The sequence below is a fragment of the Marinomonas rhizomae genome, from assembly GCF_003315485.1.
GTDB classification, from domain to species: Bacteria; Pseudomonadota; Gammaproteobacteria; order Pseudomonadales; family Marinomonadaceae; genus Marinomonas; species Marinomonas rhizomae.
Window position 1 is genome coordinate 19,647 of the sequence record NZ_QNSE01000006.1, and the last position, 18,952, is coordinate 38,598.

Sequence of the window (18,952 nt, forward strand, 5' to 3'; positions counted from 1 at the left end):
TAGTGTGTCAGCCAAAAACATCACACTACATACAGTAAACCACCTCTTTTTATATCGCACTAATGGGAAGCCAATGCATGAGTACTCTCACAGTTACTAAACGTAACGGGAAGACGGAAAATATCAACCTAGAAAAGATTCATAAAGTCATCGCATGGGCTGCTGAAGGATTAGATAATGTTTCTGTTTCCCAAGTCGAACTAAAAGCGCGCATTCAGTTCTTTGAGGGCATTCGGACCACAGACATCCACGAAACACTTATCAAGTCTGCAGCGGATTTAATTTCTGAACATACGCCAGATTATCAATACCTAGCAGCACGTTTGGCTATTTTTCACTTACGTAAAAAAGCTTTTGGTGATTTTGAACCGCCACACCTATACCAACACGTAAAAAACCTAGTCGAACAAAAACGCTACGACTCACACCTTCTAGAAGACTACACAGAAGAAGATTTCAACCAGCTGAATTCCTTTATTGATCACTCTCGTGATATGGATTTTTCTTATGCTGCGGTTAAACAACTGGAAGGTAAATACCTAGTACAAAACCGAGTGACTGGTGCTATCTATGAAAGCCCACAGTTTATTTATATTCTTGTTGCTGCTTGCTTATTTGCAGGTTACGACAAAAAAGAACGTTTGAATCTAATCCGTCGTTTTTATGATGCCGTATCTAAGTTCAAGATTTCATTACCTACGCCTATCATGTCTGGTATTCGCACACCAACTCGCCAATTCAGTAGCTGTGTACTGATTGAATGTGGCGACTCTTTAGACTCTATTAACGCGACATCCAGTGCTATCGTCAAATACGTAAGTCAACGCGCTGGTATTGGCGTAAACGCAGGAGCAATTCGTGCTCTAGGTAGCCCTATACGTGGCGGTGAAGCATTCCATACAGGCTGTATTCCATTCTATAAACATTTCCAGACAGCGGTAAAAAGCTGCTCTCAGGGTGGTGTTCGTGGTGGTGCAGCTACCGTTTTTTATCCAATCTGGCATCTTGAAGTGGAAAGCCTATTGGTACTAAAAAACAATCGCGGCGTAGAAGAAAACCGCGTACGTCACCTAGACTACGGCGTTCAGTTCAACCGTTTGATGTATCAACGTTTGATTAAAGGTGGCAACATCACCTTGTTTAGCCCATCTGATGTACCAGGTCTATACGACGCTTTCTTTGCCGACCAAGAAGAATTTGATCGCCTATACACTATGTATGAGCAAGATCCTTCTATCCGCAAACAAACAGTTAAGGCAACAGAGCTATTCACTCTGTTCGCTTCTGAGCGTGCAAGTACTGGCCGTATATACCTGCAGAACGTGGATCACTGTAATACTCACAGTCCATTTGATCCTAAAGTTGCACCCGTTAAACAAAGCAACTTGTGCTTAGAAATCGCTCTTCCAACTAAGCCGTTAAACAGCATTGATGATAAAGAAGGCGAGATCGCACTTTGTACTTTGTCTGCTTTTAACCTAGGAGCACTTGAAAACCTAGACGAACTAGAAGAATTAGCTGAACTCATCGTTCGTGCCTTAGACAGCTTGTTGGATTATCAAAATTACCCAATTCCAGCAGCACAACGTGCAACGGAATTGCGTCGCACATTAGGTGTGGGCGTTATCAACTACGCATACTACTTAGCGAAGAACGGAGTTAAATACTCTGATGGTAGTGCAAACGACCTAACTCATAAAACATTCGAAGCGATTCAATACTTCCTATTGAAAGCATCGAATAAGTTAGCAAAAGAGTTTGGCCCATGCTTGGCCTTTAACGAAACAACATACTCTAAGGGCGTTTTGCCAATCGATTCTTATAAAAAAGAAATCGATAACATCGTGTCATCTGAACTTCACTACGATTGGGAAGCCTTGCGTACTGAGATAGTTACTCACGGCCTACGCAATTCGACGCTAACAGCATTAATGCCATCTGAAACGTCATCTCAGATCAGTAACGCAACAAACGGTATCGAACCGCCTCGTGGTTTCGTATCTGTCAAAGCAAGTAAAGATGGTATTTTGAAGCAAGTTGTTCCAGAGTTTGAACGCCTAAAAGAAAACTATGAGCTACTGTGGACCATTCCATCAAACGATGGTTACCTACAATTAGTGGGTATTATGCAAAAGTTTGTCGACCAAGCGATTTCTGCCAACACTAACTATGATCCGCAGAAATTTGAGTCACAAAAAGTGCCGATGAAAGTCATTTTGAAAGATTTATTGACCGCTTATAAACTTGGTGTGAAAACACTGTACTATCACAACACTCGTGATGGTGCTGATGACAAGCAAGAAGACATGGATGATTGCGCTGGCGGTGCTTGTAAAATCTAACCCGTCAGACATGGAACCAAGATCGCTTCCATGACCTGACAAGCAAAGCCTCACCCAATGAGGCTTTGCTACGTTTACCGCTTTACACAAGACTCTAAAATCTATTAATAACTAAGGCATCCTCTGACAGAATATGCCTTACGCTTTTGAGGAATACCCTGAAACATGAGTTACTCGACTTTCAACCGTAAGCACTTCGATAGTACAAAAGAACCTATGTTCTTTGGTGAAAATGTCAACGTTGCTCGCTATGATCAGCAAAAGCATCCTATTTTCGAAAAGCTAATCGAAAAGCAATTGTCTTTTTTTTGGCGCCCTGAAGAAGTCGACCTATCTACCGATCGCAAAGACTTCCAAAGATTAGAAGAACATGAGCAACATATCTTTTTGAGCAACCTCAAATATCAAACCTTACTCGATAGTGTTCAAGGTCGCTCACCGAACGTAGCGCTGCTACCAATTGTTTCTCTACCAGAATTGGAAACTTGGATCGAAACATGGTCTTTTAGTGAAACCATCCACAGCCGTTCTTATACTCACATCATCCGTAATATCGTCAACGATCCAAGTAAAATCTTTGACGATATCGTTACCAATGAAGAAATAACCAAACGTGCTGATAGTGTGTCTCTCTATTATGACCGCTTAATTGAGATGGTGAATATATACAACACAATGGGCATGGGAACATTTAGCATCCCAGGTAAGGGCGACATCGAAATATCCATGCCTAAACTGAAAAAAGCGCTGTATCTGACAATTGCTTCTGTCAACGTACTAGAAGCGATCCGCTTTTACGTGAGCTTTGCTTGTAGTTTTGGCTTTGCCGAGCGCACGCTCATGGAAGGTAACGCGAAAATCATCAAACTGATCGCCCGTGATGAAGCCCTGCACTTAACCGGCACTCAACATATGCTAAACCTAATGGCTTCCGGTAAAGATGACCCAGAAATGGCGATTATTGCCGCCGAATGCCAAGACGAAATGCGTCAGATCTTCATCGAAGCCGCAGAACAAGAGAAAGAATGGGCGACCTACCTGTTTAAAGATGGCTCTATGATTGGCCTTAACGCTCAAATTTTAGGTCAATATGTTGAGTACATTACTAACGTACGCATGCAAGCGGTTGGACTTGAAGCTTATTTTGAAACTAAACACAACCCAATTCCTTGGATTAACGCTTGGTTAGTAAGTGACAATGTTCAAGTTGCCCCACAAGAGGCAGAAATCAGTTCTTACCTAGTAGGACAAACGGACAACAGCTTAGACGATTCAGATTTCGATGACTTCGACCTCTAAACCACAAGGAGACGAGAAAACAGATCAAGTACATCGAGTACTGTTAGGGAAAAAACAAATTCTCGTCACTGAAGATGAGCCCTTACTGGTACAACTTGAACGAGCTGGTATTCACGTTGAATACCAGTGTCGCGAAGGATACTGCTCATCTTGCTCAGTCAAACTCTTATGGGGACATGTTATCTACCCATTTGAACCTCTAGCATGGGTGCAAAGTGGTTATTTATTAGCGTGTTGCGCCATTGTTAAAAGCGATATTGAAATCGCTTTTTTCGATTAACCCTAAGCAACAGGATTTAGGTCAATGTTCGGTAGCCTGCATAAATTCGGGTTACCGTCGTTATCCAGCATATCACACCAAACGAATATGCCATGACGGCAAAGTAGTCAGGCAATAAACAAATCAATACCAGAAACACAATAGTTTCTGTCCCTTCTGCCAATCCACCTAAAAAATATAAAGATTTACGACCATATTCTAAACGCTCGATTTTTCGCTTTTCTGCCATGATGGCAAACGCTAAAAAACTGCTGCCAGTCCCCATAAAAGAAAAAATCAAAAAACTCGCGGCTAACGCATTATCCAATGGGTTCATCAGAGCAAAGCCAAAAATCACCGCAGAATAAAAAATAAAATCCAAGGTAATATCCAAATAACCACCCAAATCAGTTGGCCCCTGCACGCGCGCTACAGCACCATCTAAGCCATCCATTACTCTGTTAATGATCACACAACCTAATGCAAATGATGTATTTCCAAAATACAACGCTGGCAACGCCATCATACCGACGACAAAGCCAAGCAAGGTGATCCAATTAGCTTTAACACCTAATTTATCAATCACCGCTGCGGTGACCTGCAGAGGATACTTCAGGCTCTTTATAAAAAATGTATCTAACATTCAAACAACTACCTTGATTCTATAGGGACGAAACTTTCCAAGACTTGGTACAATACAGGCAACACAACGATTCCACACGTCAACAATTTACTTACTTGCAGTATGATAAGGTTACTATGATTCACGCAAAGCAATATGGTTCCTCTGGACCAAACCTAATTGTCATTCATGGCTTATTTGGCAACGCAGATAATTGGCATTCAATAGCACAATCCCTAGCAGAACACTTCACCGTATACTGCATAGACCTTCCCAACCACGGTAAATCAGACAGCATGTCTGACGCCAGCTATCCAAAGATGGCAGAAGCAATACTTGACTGGGTGGAGCTCAATAAAATCGATTCTTTTTATCTTCTCGGCCACTCAATGGGCGGCAAAGTCGCTATGCAAATAGCAGCAATCGCACCAATCGGAAAAATTGAAAAGCTGGTCGTTGTTGATATCGCTCCCGTTGATTACCAGCCAAGCCATATTCGTATTTTAGAAGGCTTGAAGGCCATTGAAGAGGCACAACCCGCTTCAAGAAAAGAAGCCGACACACTGTTAAGTCAGTATGTATCAAATTTATCAGTTAGACAGTTTTTATTAAAAAACCTCGTCAGGAGTGAACAAGGTTTTAAACTAGAACTTTCTGTAAACAACATAGCTGATAACTATTCTACTATCCTTAAAAAGCCAGTTATGAAAGATGCTGTAGATGTTCCGACGTTATTCATCAAAGGGGAAAACTCAGACTATATTGTTGCAAAATATCAAGAAGCAACAATGGCGCTTTTCCCAAATGCTAGCTTTAAAATCATCACAGGTGCTGGGCATTGGCTACATGCGGAAAAGCCATTACCCTTTACCAGTCTTGTAAAGCGCTTTTTACAGTAGGCACTAACACGCCGTTTCCGAGCAAAGGTCGAATTTATCTTTTAAATAGGAAGGAGACGGCAATACAACACCGTGCGATTTAATAAGATAGGGGTTAAAACTTACTCTCAGCTTATCTGGGTATACGGCACCCTGCAAAACCCCTTTTGTCTGCCACACACGAATATAATCAGCCAGAATATTTAGCTTCGCCTCTGTGTCAGAATAAATAGCAAACAATGAACCAGCCCGCACGAAAGCAAAGGAAGGCCCTACCATTAACCGCTGCTTATGAAATAACAACTTCAGTATGTCTTGCGCTATACCGTCTTTATACAACTCTGTATCAACCAGTGAAAACACTACTATAGAATCTTCTAAAACAAAATTAATGGCTTTCAAAACAGATAATCGGTCTACTTCTGTTTTCATAAACTGAAATTCAAAACCATATTGGGCGGCTTGTTTTATCATTTTTCGCTCATCAACTAGTAAATTGTCACTATAAAGCACAGCCAGTGGCTTACGATCAAACCAAACCGCTTTAAGCAACGCCAAGCGTTTATCCAGAGGCGCACCAGAAAACACCGCACTATTCGGAACACTGCATTGAGGGCGTGTTTTAAGATATTCTTCTTGGCCGATAAAAACAGCCAAAACAGCACCTTCAGACGCGACTGAGCAAACTTGCTTAAAGCTTTCCACTCCAACCGCTAGGATGACATCGTCACCTTTCAGAGAGGAAAAATTTTGTAGAAATAAGGAGCGACGTACTGGGATCGGCTGATTATTTTCAGGCAATAATGCAGAAAATTGGAATGACAGAGAGCGCACTGAACTTTCTTCAATATCATGGACAATATAAATCGCTGCAGACACATTAACCGATGCCAGCAGCAACAAAATAATCGCAAAAATTTTTTTCACTTTTCTATTTATCCTAGTTAGAAAGTGATATTTGTAAAAACATAAGCAAACGTATCTTCCATCATATTGTTATGCCTAGAAACAAGCGCGTTATTATCCAAACGCGTTTCTGCTCCAACCCCCATGGTTGCTTTTGAGTACCCACCTAAAGACAATCGATAAGACAACCAAGCATTAAGAAACTCATAATCTTTTCCACCTAATTCTTTTCCATACCAATAATAGCTTTGAATAGACCATCGTTCCGCTAGCGGCACACTTCCAAAAAAAGATAGCATCACAGGCGTCGTAGCTTTCAAAAGAGCTTTGTTTTCTGTTTGAGTATCTTGATAAGCATAGGTGAAACGAGTAATAGCGCCAGATTGAAAGCGCCAATCAAACTCAAGTTCGATCCCATTGATATTAACGTCTTCGACCACGCCCTCTTCGATAGGCGTATCAGCATTAAAGGCAGTAAATAATTTCTTACTTAACACCATATCTTGAACTTCATCATGATAAAGCTTCACATCCAGCGAAAGTCCATAACTTGCCCAATAATGGTAATAACCGATTTCATAGGAGGTGATTTTTTCCTCTTCTTCACCATTATCTGCATAAGTTGTGAATGACTCTTCTCCATTAGACAATACATAATGCCATTTAAAATATTGATCTGACAAATCAGGTGTTCGCACTGCTTTAGATACATTAAAGCGAACCGACTCTTGCTCAGAGAGTTTATAAGTCATGCCAAACTTAGGAGATAAAAAATCACCTCCCATTTGGCTACGCTCAAACATAGCTCCAGCATTAACCAACCAATTATCACTAGCTCGATATTCCATATTGGAAGAAAGGCGAAACACCTCATCGCTCGCCTTGCCAGACAAAAAATTCTCGGATTCGGCCTTATCCCAACGATAACCAATAGCGGAAATTAAACGCAGCTTTCGAGACGCTTCCCACGTACTTTGTAGCTCAATGTCATGCCGTGTTTCTAACAGACCTACTGAATAAGAAACATCAACATAATCTCTACCCAAGCTAGCACCACCAAAAGTAGAGCTATAAAAAGCGGAATTTAAACGTGCTTCATGGTATTCACTTAAGTCAGATTGATCATAGTAATATTGCACTTTAAGTTCATGCGCAGAGGAGACCTGTTTACTGTAACTGGCCTTAATATGCTCACGATCAACCAAACGCATGGGGTTATTTGTATCGTAGGACCCTGTTGGCGAATCAGACTCATACTCGGTCGGATCAACTTTACCTTTTAGACTACTCGCACCAATATCTAAATCAAAAAAACTGCTTGCGGTTTCTCTCTGGATAAAGACATTCCCCATCGTTGAACGATGGCCATCATGTCGATCTTCACCATAAAAATCTTCATCAAAACCATGAACAGCATTAGTCGAAGCGGATGCTCGATAACTCCAATCGCCATTCAAGCCACTATGCTGGCCATATAAACGGTAATCACCACGAGATCCAGAGTACGCGGTAATACTATCCCCCAGAGTTTCCAATGGAGAACGAGTAATGATATTAACGACCGCAAAAAAAGAGTTAATACCGTAACTAGCAGCATTTGGCCCTCGATTAACCTCAACACGCGCCACATCTTCAATGCTGAGCGGCAAGGTCGCCCATTCAACACGCGCTAACCCTGCACTATAAACAGATCGACCATTCACCAAAACTTGAATACGACGATATTGATCTAACTGAGTACCGTGATAAGAGGCTTCCTTTTGACTCGATGACTTATAAGGGGCAACTGAAAAGCCAGGAACAAACTGTAAAAGGTCTTCCACATATTGCATGTTAATACGCCGAATAAATTCACCGTCCAATACAGACAAGGTAGAAGAGACATCAACTCTAGGCTGAGACATTTTAGACGGCGTTACCACCACCGGAATATGATCGAAAAAACCATCATATGAACCTAAATTTGAAAAACTGCCCGCTGAAAAGTTATTTTCCGTAGACTGCAGAGCGTCCACTTCTGCCCAAGCATTCACACTAAAAGACAGACATAAGCCAACACATAACCAACAACGCATCATCATTGTTACTTCAACCTATAATCATCCGCCAAATAGGTCCCTAAGATCCGCACCTCTTCAGAAAAGAAGCTCAATTCTTCAAGTGCTGCTTGCATAGAGGATGACTGAAAGTGCGCTTCAACATCTACGTAGAATTGAGTCGCGGTGAAGTTACCATTCACCATATAACTTTCTAGCTTCAACATGTTAATGCCTTGAGTAGCAAAACCTCCCATCGCCTTATAAAGCGCAGCAGGAATATTTCGCACACGAAACATAAAAGAAGTGATATAGGTTTTACCATCTTCATAAAGAGGCATTTTTTGCTGACGCGAAAAAACCAAAAAGCGTGTTGTATTGCCTACGGTATCGTTAAAAGAAGTTTTCAGTACATTTAGGCCGTACAATTCAGCAGCCAATTCAGACGAAATAACCGCCAATCCAGGCTCATCAAATTCAGCTATATGCTTAGCCGCACCAGCAGTGTCATACATAGCCTGACTTTTCGCACCTAACGCCTTAATATTGGTATCACATTGCGCCAACGCTTGAGGGTGACTACCAATGCAAGTAATTTGATCTAAGGTCATAGAATGACGAGCAATCAAGCAATGGTTGACTGGTTCAAAATGCTCTTTCACTACATACAGTTGAGTACGTTTTAATTCTCGATAAATTTCTTCAACACGACCTGCGGTAGAATTTTCAACGGGAATCATGGCGTAATAAGCGTCGCCTCGCTCCACCATCTGCAAAGCATCAACAAAAGATGCACAGTGAATACTGGTCCAGTCTGGAAAGGTGTGTTTGCAAGCAAGATGCGAATAAGCTCCAGGCTCGCCTTGATAAGCAACAACCTGCATGGCGTTAAGAGTAAGATGTTGATCTGGCATAGTAGAATCGATTCTGTGATATATTTCAGCTACAGTAACAAATAGGCGTTACTATTTACACAAAAATGACACAATTCAATCCCTATCAGAACATTCACTAGATTAAGTGGCTTATGAAAAAAATATTCATCTTATTAGTAAAAGGCTATCAGTTTTTAATTAGCCCGTTATTAGGGAATAACTGTCGCTTTTACCCCAGCTGCTCACAATATATGATCCAAGCCATTGAACGATTTGGAATCTTTAAAGGCGTGTTTCTAGGTTTAAGAAGGTTGTCTAAATGTCATCCATGGCATGAAGGTGGCATGGATCCAGTTCCAGAATCATGCCAATGTAAAAATAAAAAAAATGGAAAGACAGATTGAAAAAGAAAAGAACTAACTTTACGTTATGGTCATCTGCAACTTCAAGTCACTTGCCACCAGCACGGCTTGCGTTCTGTTATTGATTTCCAGCTTACGAAAAATCGCCGTTATATGTGCTTTTACCGTCGCTTCAGAAATAGATAATTCATAAGCAATTTGTTTATTCAATAAGCCTTCATGCAAATAACATAAAACCTTATATTGCTGAGGCGTTAGCTCTGTAACTTTATGCTGCATCGATAAATCAGGCTTAGGTTGATTGGCAACCTCTTCTCTAAGGCCATTAGGCAACCAAATATCACCAGCCAAAATCGCATGAATAGCTTGCACATAAGTGGCGGGTTCACTCGTTTTAGGAATAAACCCCAATGCACCAGCATCAATCACCTTGGCCACCATGACGCTGTCTTCACTACCTGAAATAACAGCCACAGGCACGTCCGGAAAATCTTTGCGAATTCGAATGAGTCCATACAAATCACCACTACCAGGCATATTCAAATCCAGCAGCAGTAAATCAAGGTCATTCAGGCTATCCAAACATTGCAAAGTCGAATCCAAATCATGGGATTCGACTATCACAATACCTTCAATTTCTGCACGTAGCGCACCACATAGCGCACTACGGAACAGTGGGTGATCGTCCGCGATAACAAGTGAAATCACTGTGTATCCTTTTTAAATGTATAAGCTGTCACACATTTAAACGGTTTTCGATTAAATCATCAACCACACTTGGATCTGCTAGCGTACTTGTATCACCTAATTGATCATGTTCATTCGCCGCAATTTTTCTCAAAATACGGCGCATTATCTTACCTGACCGGGTTTTTGGTAAGCCTTTGCTAGCCCACTGAATGAGGTCTGGCGTCGCAATGGGCCCAATCTCTTGTCGAACAAACTGCTTCAATGATTTTGTTAGTTCTTCATCAGGCGTAGCACCAGCAACAGCACTCACATAAACATAAATGCCTTGACCCTTGATGTCATGAGGGTAACCAACAATAGCGGCCTCAGCGACAGAAGGGTGAGCAACCAGCGCACTTTCAATTTCTGCGGTGCCTAGACGATGCCCAGACACGTTCAATACATCGTCCATACGCCCAGTGATCCAATAATGGCCATCCTCATCGCGAGAAGCACCATCACCAGTGAAATACATACCGTCGAAAGTACTAAAATAAGTTTGTTCGAAACGCTCATGGTCGCCATATACAGTTCGAGCCTGACCAGGCCAAGAATCGGTAATAACTAAACCACCCTCTACCAATGTCCCCTGCTCTTCTTGTAAGACACCTTGTGCATCAACCAACGCAGGTTGCACACCGTACAAAGGACCAGTACAAGAACCGGGTTTTACATCGCCTTGTACAATTCGTGGTGACATCATCATGCCGCCGGTTTCCGTTTGCCACCATGTATCAACGATAGGGCAAGAAGAGTTGCCAATTTCGCCGTAATACCAAGACCAAGCTTCAGGGTTGATCGGCTCACCAACGCTACCCAAAATTCGTAAAGAGTCACGCTTACTGGAACGAGTCGCTTCATCACCTTTTGCCATCAAAGCACGAATTGCTGTTGGTGCTGTATACAAGAGGGTTACGCCAAATTTATCTACAACTCGACCAATTCGACCAGAATCTGGGTAGGTTGGTACGCCTTCAAATAAAATACTCGTTGCCCCATTGGCAAGTGGACCGTAAACCATATAACTGTGACCTGTGATCCATCCCACATCGGCAGCACACCAATAAATGTCATCTGGCTTAAGATCAAACACCAATTCATGGGTTAACGAAGCGTATACTAAATACCCCCCCGTTGAATGCACTACGCCTTTTGGCTTACCAGTTGAACCCGAAGTATAAAGAATAAAAAGTGGGTCTTCCGCGCTCATGTGTTCAGCAGGACATTCAGTGCTTTCATTTTCGACTTCAACCGCCCAATCCAAGTCGCGACCTTCAAACCAAGCCACATCTTTTTTGGTATAGCGATAAACAACAACACTTTCAACCGATGGGCAGGCATTGTTGCTTAGTGCCATATCAACATTGTGTTTAAGGGGAATCGTATTTCCGGCGCGACGACCTTCGTCTGCAGTGATAACAAGCTTCACTTCACAATCATTTAAACGATCGGCGATAGCATGAGCTGAGAAGCCACCAAAAATAACAGAGTGGATAGCACCGATTCGAGCACATGCCAGCATGGCATACGCCGCTTGCGGAATCATTGGCATATATATAGCAACACGGTCGCCTTTTTTGACGCCCTGACGTTTCAACAGATTAGCTAAACGCCCGACTTCATCGTGCAAGGTTTGATAGGTAATCGCGATTTTTTCGTCACTTTCTTTATCGCCTTCGCAGTAATAAGCGACTTTATTTGCAGAGCTAGCTAGATGGCGATCAATGCAGTTATAAGCCACATTCAGCTCACCATCTTCAAACCATTTAATGTCAACTTCACCTCGTTTAAAAGACGTGTTTTTAACCTTAGTATACGGTTTGAACCAATCTAAACGCTTACCCTCTTTACCCCAAAATTCGTCTGGGTTTTCAATCGATTCTTGATAGCGTTTTTCAAACTCTGCTTGACTCACATTGGCATTTTTTGCCGCCTCATTTGAGGTTGCGCTATATAATGACTTCATAACCCGCTCCATTGTTAAATTTGTTATTCGGATGCCGAACTACTATAACCCGATAGAGGTTCCAAGCTATTCCACTTTAGTCTTATTGCAAAAGCAAGCCTAAGTAATGCGCCCTGCCCTTACAAAGAATGGCAGACGTACTTCTTGTTTCTTTGTCGGCTCCGACCAGGCCTCACGAAGGATAGCTGAAGCATTCAATAAAAAGTCATCGCCACACGCCTGTATGCGTAATTGAGACGCAGACCACGTACGAATAAAATCCAGCGTTTGTGTAACAGACCAATGACAGTTCAGCTCAAACGCTGGAACTTCTATTAATTCAAAAGGAAACTTAATATCACGATATTGATTCCACAATAAACGACTTTCTGCAGGCCAATAAGTTTCAAGATGAGGTAGCACATTGTCTGCTATTGCTTTATCTTCCGCTTTACCGACCTGCAACCAGTTATACCCCCAACAAACAAACATCCCGCCAGGTTTTAATACTCGTTTGAGCTCAACCCAAAAAGCGTCTAAATCAAACCAATGTAACGCATGAGCTACACACACCACATCAAAATAATGGTCAGGGTAAAGCGTCTTCTCAGCAGGAAACACCTGATAATTGACTTTACGATGAGGAGTCGCTGCCGTGACTTGAGATTCACTAATGTCAGACGCCTCGACACGATCAAAGTAGGCTGCAAGATCAACCGAAGCCTGCCCCGTGCCGCAAGCACAATCCCATACAACGCTGGATGGAGACACTTGCTGAGATAACCAATAGTAAAGCTCAGCTGGGTACATCGGCCGAGTTCGTGAATAGCTTGTAGAAGATTGTCCATCAAACGTACGCATAGAACCCCCTAGAGCAAATGGCATTTATACCTCAACAACTTAATTTAAGGCTTCAAACAATTCTGTTGCTGTTATCACAGTCAATCTTCTTCTCGCTGGACAACACCCCATGTTTATTCAGCACAAGGCGTGCTTCTTCAATTCCTTTCACCCGAAATGCTTTCATCCCCAAAGCTATGGCTGTATCGATATTGACTTGATTATCATCAATAAAAAGAATCTGCTCAGGAGCTACCTGTAAACTCTGAATCACATATTGGTAAATTGCTGCATCAGGTTTCACATAACCAACCATATGAGAGGCATAATAACTGTGAAATTTACCTGCCAGCGCCATTTCATCCATGAGTCTCGGCCAATGAGCCGCATTTGTATTGGATAAAATAGCACGATGGTATTCAGGACTCACCGATTCGACTAATTCAAGCGCCCCAGTAAACAACCCTCTTGGCCATGCTTTAAACGACGCCTTGAACACTTCTTTATCTATACTACTACCAACTTCTTTCAGTAAACCATCAGCAAATTGATCGAAAGTAATTTTTCCAGAATCAAATGCAGCAACGGTCGGAGATCTCAACCATTTTAACCAAACATCAGACTCCTCACCTTGCGTATTCAACATAGCATGCATTTCAGAAACATCACCTAAGTCGACCAAGACATTTCCTAAATCAAATAATACAACCCGGATATTATGATCTTGTTTCATTATTTTCTCGCTCTAAGTTCATCGGCAATATTTTGCTCACCATATCAATCGCTATGGCACAAAATAACATGTAAATAGTGATTTTTATTCACTTACATCGTAAGCAATTTATTGCCGACAGTGAAACGTCAACCATAAGCAATAAATAGCGCATATGTGTATAAAAAAAGAAAGGAAATACTAAGGACAAAATAAAAACCTTATAAATCAAATGTATATATATTTGGCACGATAATCGCTATGGATTGTGTGATCACCCCACCAATAGGAGAAAAATAATATGAAATTGGGCTTTATTACTAAAACAATTCTTACCAGCGCAACCGCGGCCGCTATTGCCTTATCTACAACTGGCGCATCAGCTGCAGATAACCGCAACTATATCCTAGCAACAGCATCGACTGGAGGCACTTATTATCCGGTTGGTGTCGCTATCGCTACATTGAGCAAAGTCAAACTAGAGCCTAAATTTGGCTTATCCGTTTCAGCTATCAGCTCAGCCGGCTCTGGTGAAAACATCAAACTTTTACGTGAAAACCAAGCTCAATTCGCTATTTTGCAAGGCCTTTACGGTGCATGGGCTTGGGACGGTGAAGGTCCATTTAAAAGCTCAGGCAAACAAAGCGAGTTACGTTCCGTTTCCATGCTATGGCAAAACGTAGAACACTTTGTGATAAAAGCAGATTTAACCAAAACAGGCACTATGTCCGATCTTAAAGGTCTTGAGGGAACCAATCATAAATTCTCTATTGGTACTAAAAACTCTGGAACCGAAGGCTCTGGTCGTCAACAACTAAAAGGCTTAAACATTGACCCTGATAAATTTGCTCTTGCTTATATGGGCTACGGAGCAAGTGCAGACGCCATGCAAAATGGTAATATCGATGGTATGAACACACCAGCAGGTGTTCCAGTCAGTGCCGTAACAAGGCTGTATGCATCTATGGGTGATAAAGTCAAAGTATTAGACTTCACTGACGAGCAAATTAAAGAAGCCAACGGTAACTACGAGCTATGGACGCGCTACGTCATTCCAGCGAACACTTACCCGGGGCAAACAAAAGCCATCAACACGGTAGCTCAGCCGAATTTCCTTGCTACACGTGCCGACCTATCCGAAGACGATGTCTATGAGTTAACAAAATCGCTTTACGAAAACCTCGGCTACTTAAGTGCTATTCATAAAGCAACTTCTGTTATGTCTATTGAAAAAGCCATTGCAGGCCTTCCTGTACCCTTGCACCCAGGTGCGGCTCGTTATTATCGTGAACGCGGTATTAACATTCCAGCTCGCCTGATCGCAAAGTAACACCATTAACTTTTGTTCTAGCGCCGTATAACAGTACGGCGCGCCTTTTACGCCTTTGCTCAATCCGTTTTTTGCACACATAAAGGTAGCTTGTCTATGACTGCTTCATCGCAACCAACTGCACCTCAAGACATCAATCTTGAAGATTTTGAAACCAAACACCGTTCAGGTACATGGCTCAACCGCTTTGTATTTGCTCTTTCGGTTTTTTTGGCTGTTGCCCACATCTACATTAATACAATAGCCACACTTCCAGAGCTCTGGGTCTCTGCGTTTCATTTTGCGGGTTTCGGTATTTTGTGCGCCTTGCTCATTCCAGCACACCCTAAATGGCAAGATAGTAAAATTGCGTTGTTTTTTGATGGGGCTATTGTTTTCGCACTTATTGGAATGGTGCTCTACATTGTCTTCTTTGAAGATGCGCTCTACGCTAGGGGCGTAACCTTCAACACTTCAGATTGGATAGTGTCAAGCATAGCTGTTTTGCTATCTCTTGAGCTAATTCGTCGCACCAGCGGTTGGTTTATTCCTTTCTTAATCATCATCGCGCTAACCTATGTTGTATTGTGGGGGCGCTGGCTTGGCGGTATGTTCAATTTCCCTGGGCTAAGTGTTGAGACATTACTGTATCGCAGCTTTTTTAGCACCGATGGCATGTTCGGCTCTATTTCCCGAATATCATGGAGCTTCGTCTTCATGTTTATTCTATTTGGTGCCTTTTTAGTAAAATCTGGTGCTGGTGACTTTATTATTGATCTATCCCGATCGCTTGCCAGCAAAATGATTGGTGGTCCTGGATTTGTGGCTGTCTTAGGTTCTGGTTTGATGGGGTCTGTTTCTGGTTCTTCTGTGGCTAACACGGTATCGACTGGTGTGATTACCATTCCTCTTATGCGCAGAGCCGGTTTTCCAGCACGTTTTGCAGCTGGTGTCGAAGCGGCGGCCTCAACGGGTGGACAACTAATGCCGCCAGTGATGGGTGCTGGCGCTTTTATTATGGCCTCTTACACTCAAGTCTCATATGTCACCATTATCAGTGTGGCCGCTATTCCAGCGTTATTATATTTCCTATCTGTTGGATTTTTTGTACGTGTCGAAGCAAAACGTAGCAAGGTTATCGCCACTGAAAGCGATGATGCGGTCGAGATTTCACAAGTTCTAAAAGATGGCTGGCATCATATTGTGCCGCTTGGCGTTTTAGTAACTTTGTTAGTACAAGGTTTTACTCCGACCTACGCAGCGGGAATCAGTATTCTAGCTGTTATTGCCGCGTCGTTCCTTTCTAGCAAGCATAGAATGGGACCGGCAGCAGTGATTGACGCCATGGCCCAAGGCGCGAAAAACATGTCAACCACAGCAGTTTTACTGGTTGGTATCGGTTTGGTAGTTAACGTAATTAGTACAACTGGGGTTGGGAATACTTTCTCTTTGTTAATTACCAATTGGGCTGGCGGTAGCCTGTTTTTCACTATTATTTTAGTTGCGATTGCTTCTTTGATTTTGGGTATGGGCTTGCCTGTAACCGCATCTTATATCGTGCTAGGTACACTATCCGCACCTGCTCTATTCAATCTTATTGCTGAAAGCCAACTCTTAGAGATGATGTCTTCTGGCAGTTTACCTGAAGCTGCTAACGCCGTTTTCATGTTGGTTGATCCTTCAGCCATTGCTTCTTTAGCGCAAGGCATGCCAATGGAACAGGCCCAAGCTCTATTGGCACAAGTTCCTAATGACTTTAAAAGCATGTTAATGGACCAAGCTCTTGGAGCCCAAAGTGTTGCGATGATTCTAGTCACTGCGCACATGATCATCTTTTGGCTTTCACAAGACAGTAATGTAACGCCTCCTGTTTGTTTAACCGCTTTCGCTGCGGCAGCCATCGCAAAAACGCCCCCAATGCGAACTGGGGTAACGGCATGGAAACTGGCAAAAGGTTTATATATTGTTCCATTATTAATGGCTTACACACCATTAATTGGTGGTGATACTGAAACGCTACTGCGCCTGACTCTCTTTGCTATATTTGGCATGTATGCACTCGTTGGGGCAATGGAAGGTTACTTAGAGGATAAATTGTCGATCTTTGCTCGAGCGATTGCCTTAGTTGCTTCTGTGATGATGCTATGGCCACATCTAGCGCTTTGGATTAATTGCCTAGGCTTAGCCATTTTCTTGGTGCTTTTCATGATCGGCAACAAATCGTACAAGAAAAACATGTAAGCGCAATATTTACACAATATTAAAGTATCTAAAGATAAAAAAGAGCCAACAAAAAAGGCGCCTCTTCTTAAGAAGAGACGCCTTTTTCTATTGCGTTATGTCGTTTAAAATCGAAGTTTAATTTGCAACAGCATCTAATGTTGACTGTGAATCTACCATAGACTCGGGCTGAGTATCTGTGGCATTTTGGTCTTCTACCTGATTGCCCATCATCATATTTAACAAGCGCTTAACATTGTTAGAGTATTCTTTTTTATCACTCTTGGGGATGGACTGAGTCGTCGGAATTTCAGCGGTCATTGGATTCACGGGGCGTCCTCTAATGTGCAGCTCATAGTGCAAATGAGCACCCGTTGTACGTCCAGTATTACCAGACAACGCAATGACTTGACCACGTTTAACCTTCTGGCCTTTTTTCACCAATATCTTACTTAAATGTAAAAAGCGCGAACCATATGGGCCAGTATAATCAATTACAACATACTTGCCGGCGTATTTATGCGAAGCAACACGAGTTACCACACCATCACCGGTTGCCAGCACTTCCGTTCCCGAGGGCGTCGCCAAATCAACACCATTATGCGGAGCTGGATGACCCGTTATAGGATGTAGCCGATTTGCATTAAAGGGCGAGCTTATTCGATATTTTTTCCGAGTAGGCCAACGCAATAAAGCGGGAGTTAAACTGTTTCCGTCTAGATCATAAAAGCGACCGTCTGAATGTAAAAAAGCGCGATAAGTTTCACCTTTCACGGTGATCTCTAAAGCCTCTAACTGACTGTCGCCTACTTTTACACCATCAATGCTGCCACTCTTAATGACGAAGTCAAACGCATCATTGGCACGTAGGTCTTTACGAAAATTCACCCGACCTTTCAGCAAATCATTAATAATTAAAATTTGCGTATCAGATAAGCCAGCTTTTTTGGCTGAAAGGTAAAAGTTTCCAATGATTTTACTGTGTACTGCTTTCTGGGTGTAAGTAATGGGTTTGATGCTCTCTTTGTAGCTAAAACCACCGCCATCATGCTGAACATAAGACACACTTTTACTAATATCTATGCGTCGGGTAATTTCGAGCAAGTCACCGTCTTCATCCAATTTAAAGGTGAACTTATCATCTGGCAGCAATGGCTCAAGTACCAAGTATTCTTGATCGGCTTCCAATACTGAGTACAAGGCCTCTCTGGATAATCCTAAACGAGCAAAAATACGTGCCAGAGTATCGCCAGGTTTAATAACATATTCAATCGCAGGTATAACAGGGGGGACTTGCTCTACATTTTGCAGAGGATCCATCGTAACCAAAGAATCATAATCATTGTCTTCATCTGTGTTCGAACTGATTTGGGGGAAAATGACATTATCATTATTGCTGACCTTAGACGTATACCCCTTACCCGTTATGACGTCGGTAACACTGGGAAGTGTATATTCATTAAGGTCGTTAGCTGGAGACACAAGAGACTTATAAACGAAAGAAAGTACAATAAATATTATAAAAATAATGGATAACCAAGCTCGTGGGCCAGAAAGAGCCCAACGCGAGAGGTGTTTGATAAACTGCATAAATAAAAAACTCATTAAACAAAAGTGG

General features: G+C 42.2%; 16 protein-coding genes. 7 read left to right on the forward strand and 9 right to left on the reverse strand.

Going from position 1 to position 18,952, the window contains the following annotated elements; translation table 11 throughout:
• Nucleotides 1–77: 77 nt before the first annotated feature.
• The 3 genes from nrdA to yfaE all read left to right on the forward strand — a co-directional run bounded on the left by nrdA (nt 78) and on the right by yfaE (nt 3,921).
• Nucleotides 78–2,342 carry a class 1a ribonucleoside-diphosphate reductase subunit alpha gene (nrdA, locus tag DFP80_RS08390; RefSeq protein WP_113916361.1) on the forward strand — a complete coding sequence of 755 codons (2,265 nt, stop codon included), beginning with the start codon at nt 78–80 and terminating at the stop codon, nt 2,340–2,342.
• A 165-nt stretch (nt 2,343–2,507) separates the two neighbouring features.
• Complete coding sequence (gene nrdB / locus DFP80_RS08395) at nt 2,508–3,641, forward strand: class Ia ribonucleoside-diphosphate reductase subunit beta (protein ID WP_113916362.1); 1,134 nt, start codon at nt 2,508–2,510, stop codon at nt 3,639–3,641.
• Nucleotides 3,625–3,921: a class I ribonucleotide reductase maintenance protein YfaE gene (gene yfaE, locus DFP80_RS08400; protein ID WP_113916363.1), complete on the forward strand. Its 297-nt coding sequence runs from the start codon at nt 3,625–3,627 to the stop codon at nt 3,919–3,921. The genes nrdB and yfaE overlap by 17 nt, the downstream gene beginning before the upstream one ends.
• Before the next feature lie 16 nt (nt 3,922–3,937).
• Here the strand turns inward: yfaE and DFP80_RS08405 are convergent, their stop codons facing one another.
• Entirely contained in the window at nt 3,938–4,543 is a 606-nt protein-coding gene (locus DFP80_RS08405) for a CDP-alcohol phosphatidyltransferase family protein (RefSeq protein WP_113916364.1), read from the reverse strand.
• Between the two features lie 116 nt (nt 4,544–4,659).
• On the opposite strand from DFP80_RS08405, the gene DFP80_RS08410 reads away from it, so the two are divergent.
• Nucleotides 4,660–5,421, forward strand: a complete 762-nt coding sequence (locus tag DFP80_RS08410; RefSeq protein WP_113916365.1) for an alpha/beta fold hydrolase — start codon at nt 4,660–4,662, stop codon at nt 5,419–5,421.
• 3 nt (nt 5,422–5,424) lie between these two features.
• Here the strand turns inward: DFP80_RS08410 and DFP80_RS08415 are convergent, their stop codons facing one another.
• From DFP80_RS08415 to DFP80_RS08425, 3 genes are read right to left on the reverse strand one after another with little or no spacing between them, the layout of a single operon-like run.
• Nucleotides 5,425–6,327 (reverse strand): hypothetical protein, encoded by a 903-nt coding sequence (locus DFP80_RS08415; RefSeq protein WP_241560208.1) that lies wholly within the window; start codon nt 6,325–6,327, stop codon nt 5,425–5,427.
• 17 nt (nt 6,328–6,344) lie between these two features.
• Nucleotides 6,345–8,387, reverse strand: coding sequence for a TonB-dependent receptor plug domain-containing protein (locus tag DFP80_RS08420; RefSeq protein WP_241560209.1), 2,043 nt, complete (start codon nt 8,385–8,387; stop codon nt 6,345–6,347).
• A 2-nt stretch (nt 8,388–8,389) separates the two neighbouring features.
• A complete protein-coding gene (locus DFP80_RS08425) occupies nt 8,390–9,256 on the reverse strand; it encodes a prephenate dehydratase (RefSeq protein ID WP_113916367.1) in 867 nt (288 codons plus the stop codon).
• Between the two features lie 113 nt (nt 9,257–9,369).
• On the opposite strand from DFP80_RS08425, the gene yidD reads away from it, so the two are divergent.
• The gene (gene yidD, locus DFP80_RS08430; protein ID WP_113916368.1) at nt 9,370–9,621 is read left to right on the forward strand and encodes a membrane protein insertion efficiency factor YidD; all 252 of its coding nucleotides are present in this window, start codon (nt 9,370–9,372) and stop codon (nt 9,619–9,621) included.
• 18 nt (nt 9,622–9,639) lie between these two features.
• Here the strand turns inward: yidD and DFP80_RS08435 are convergent, their stop codons facing one another.
• The 4 genes from DFP80_RS08435 to DFP80_RS08450 all read right to left on the reverse strand — a co-directional run bounded on the left by DFP80_RS08435 (nt 9,640) and on the right by DFP80_RS08450 (nt 13,826).
• Nucleotides 9,640–10,287 (reverse strand): LuxR C-terminal-related transcriptional regulator, encoded by a 648-nt coding sequence (locus DFP80_RS08435; RefSeq protein WP_113916369.1) that lies wholly within the window; start codon nt 10,285–10,287, stop codon nt 9,640–9,642.
• A 28-nt stretch (nt 10,288–10,315) separates the two neighbouring features.
• Nucleotides 10,316–12,274 (reverse strand): acetate--CoA ligase, encoded by a 1,959-nt coding sequence (acs, locus tag DFP80_RS08440; protein ID WP_113916370.1) that lies wholly within the window; start codon nt 12,272–12,274, stop codon nt 10,316–10,318.
• 99 nt (nt 12,275–12,373) lie between these two features.
• Entirely contained in the window at nt 12,374–13,114 is a 741-nt protein-coding gene (locus DFP80_RS08445) for a class I SAM-dependent methyltransferase (RefSeq protein WP_113916371.1), read from the reverse strand.
• 52 nt (nt 13,115–13,166) lie between these two features.
• On the reverse strand, nt 13,167–13,826 hold the full coding sequence (locus DFP80_RS08450) for an HAD family hydrolase (protein WP_113916372.1): 660 nt from the start codon (nt 13,824–13,826) through the stop codon (nt 13,167–13,169).
• A 280-nt stretch (nt 13,827–14,106) separates the two neighbouring features.
• Here DFP80_RS08450 and DFP80_RS08455 point away from each other — a divergent pair, with 280 nt between their 5' ends.
• Both DFP80_RS08455 and DFP80_RS08460 read left to right on the forward strand, forming a co-directional pair.
• Complete coding sequence (locus DFP80_RS08455; RefSeq protein ID WP_113916373.1) at nt 14,107–15,135, forward strand: TAXI family TRAP transporter solute-binding subunit; 1,029 nt, start codon at nt 14,107–14,109, stop codon at nt 15,133–15,135.
• Nucleotides 15,136–15,231: 96 nt separating this feature from the next.
• Nucleotides 15,232–17,355 carry a TRAP transporter permease gene (locus tag DFP80_RS08460; RefSeq protein WP_113916374.1) on the forward strand — a complete coding sequence of 708 codons (2,124 nt, stop codon included), beginning with the start codon at nt 15,232–15,234 and terminating at the stop codon, nt 17,353–17,355.
• A 117-nt stretch (nt 17,356–17,472) separates the two neighbouring features.
• Here DFP80_RS08460 and DFP80_RS08465 read toward each other — a convergent pair whose 3' ends face one another.
• Nucleotides 17,473–18,924, reverse strand: a complete 1,452-nt coding sequence (locus tag DFP80_RS08465) for a peptidoglycan DD-metalloendopeptidase family protein (RefSeq protein WP_241560210.1) — start codon at nt 18,922–18,924, stop codon at nt 17,473–17,475.
• Between the last annotated feature and the right edge of the window lie 28 nt (nt 18,925–18,952).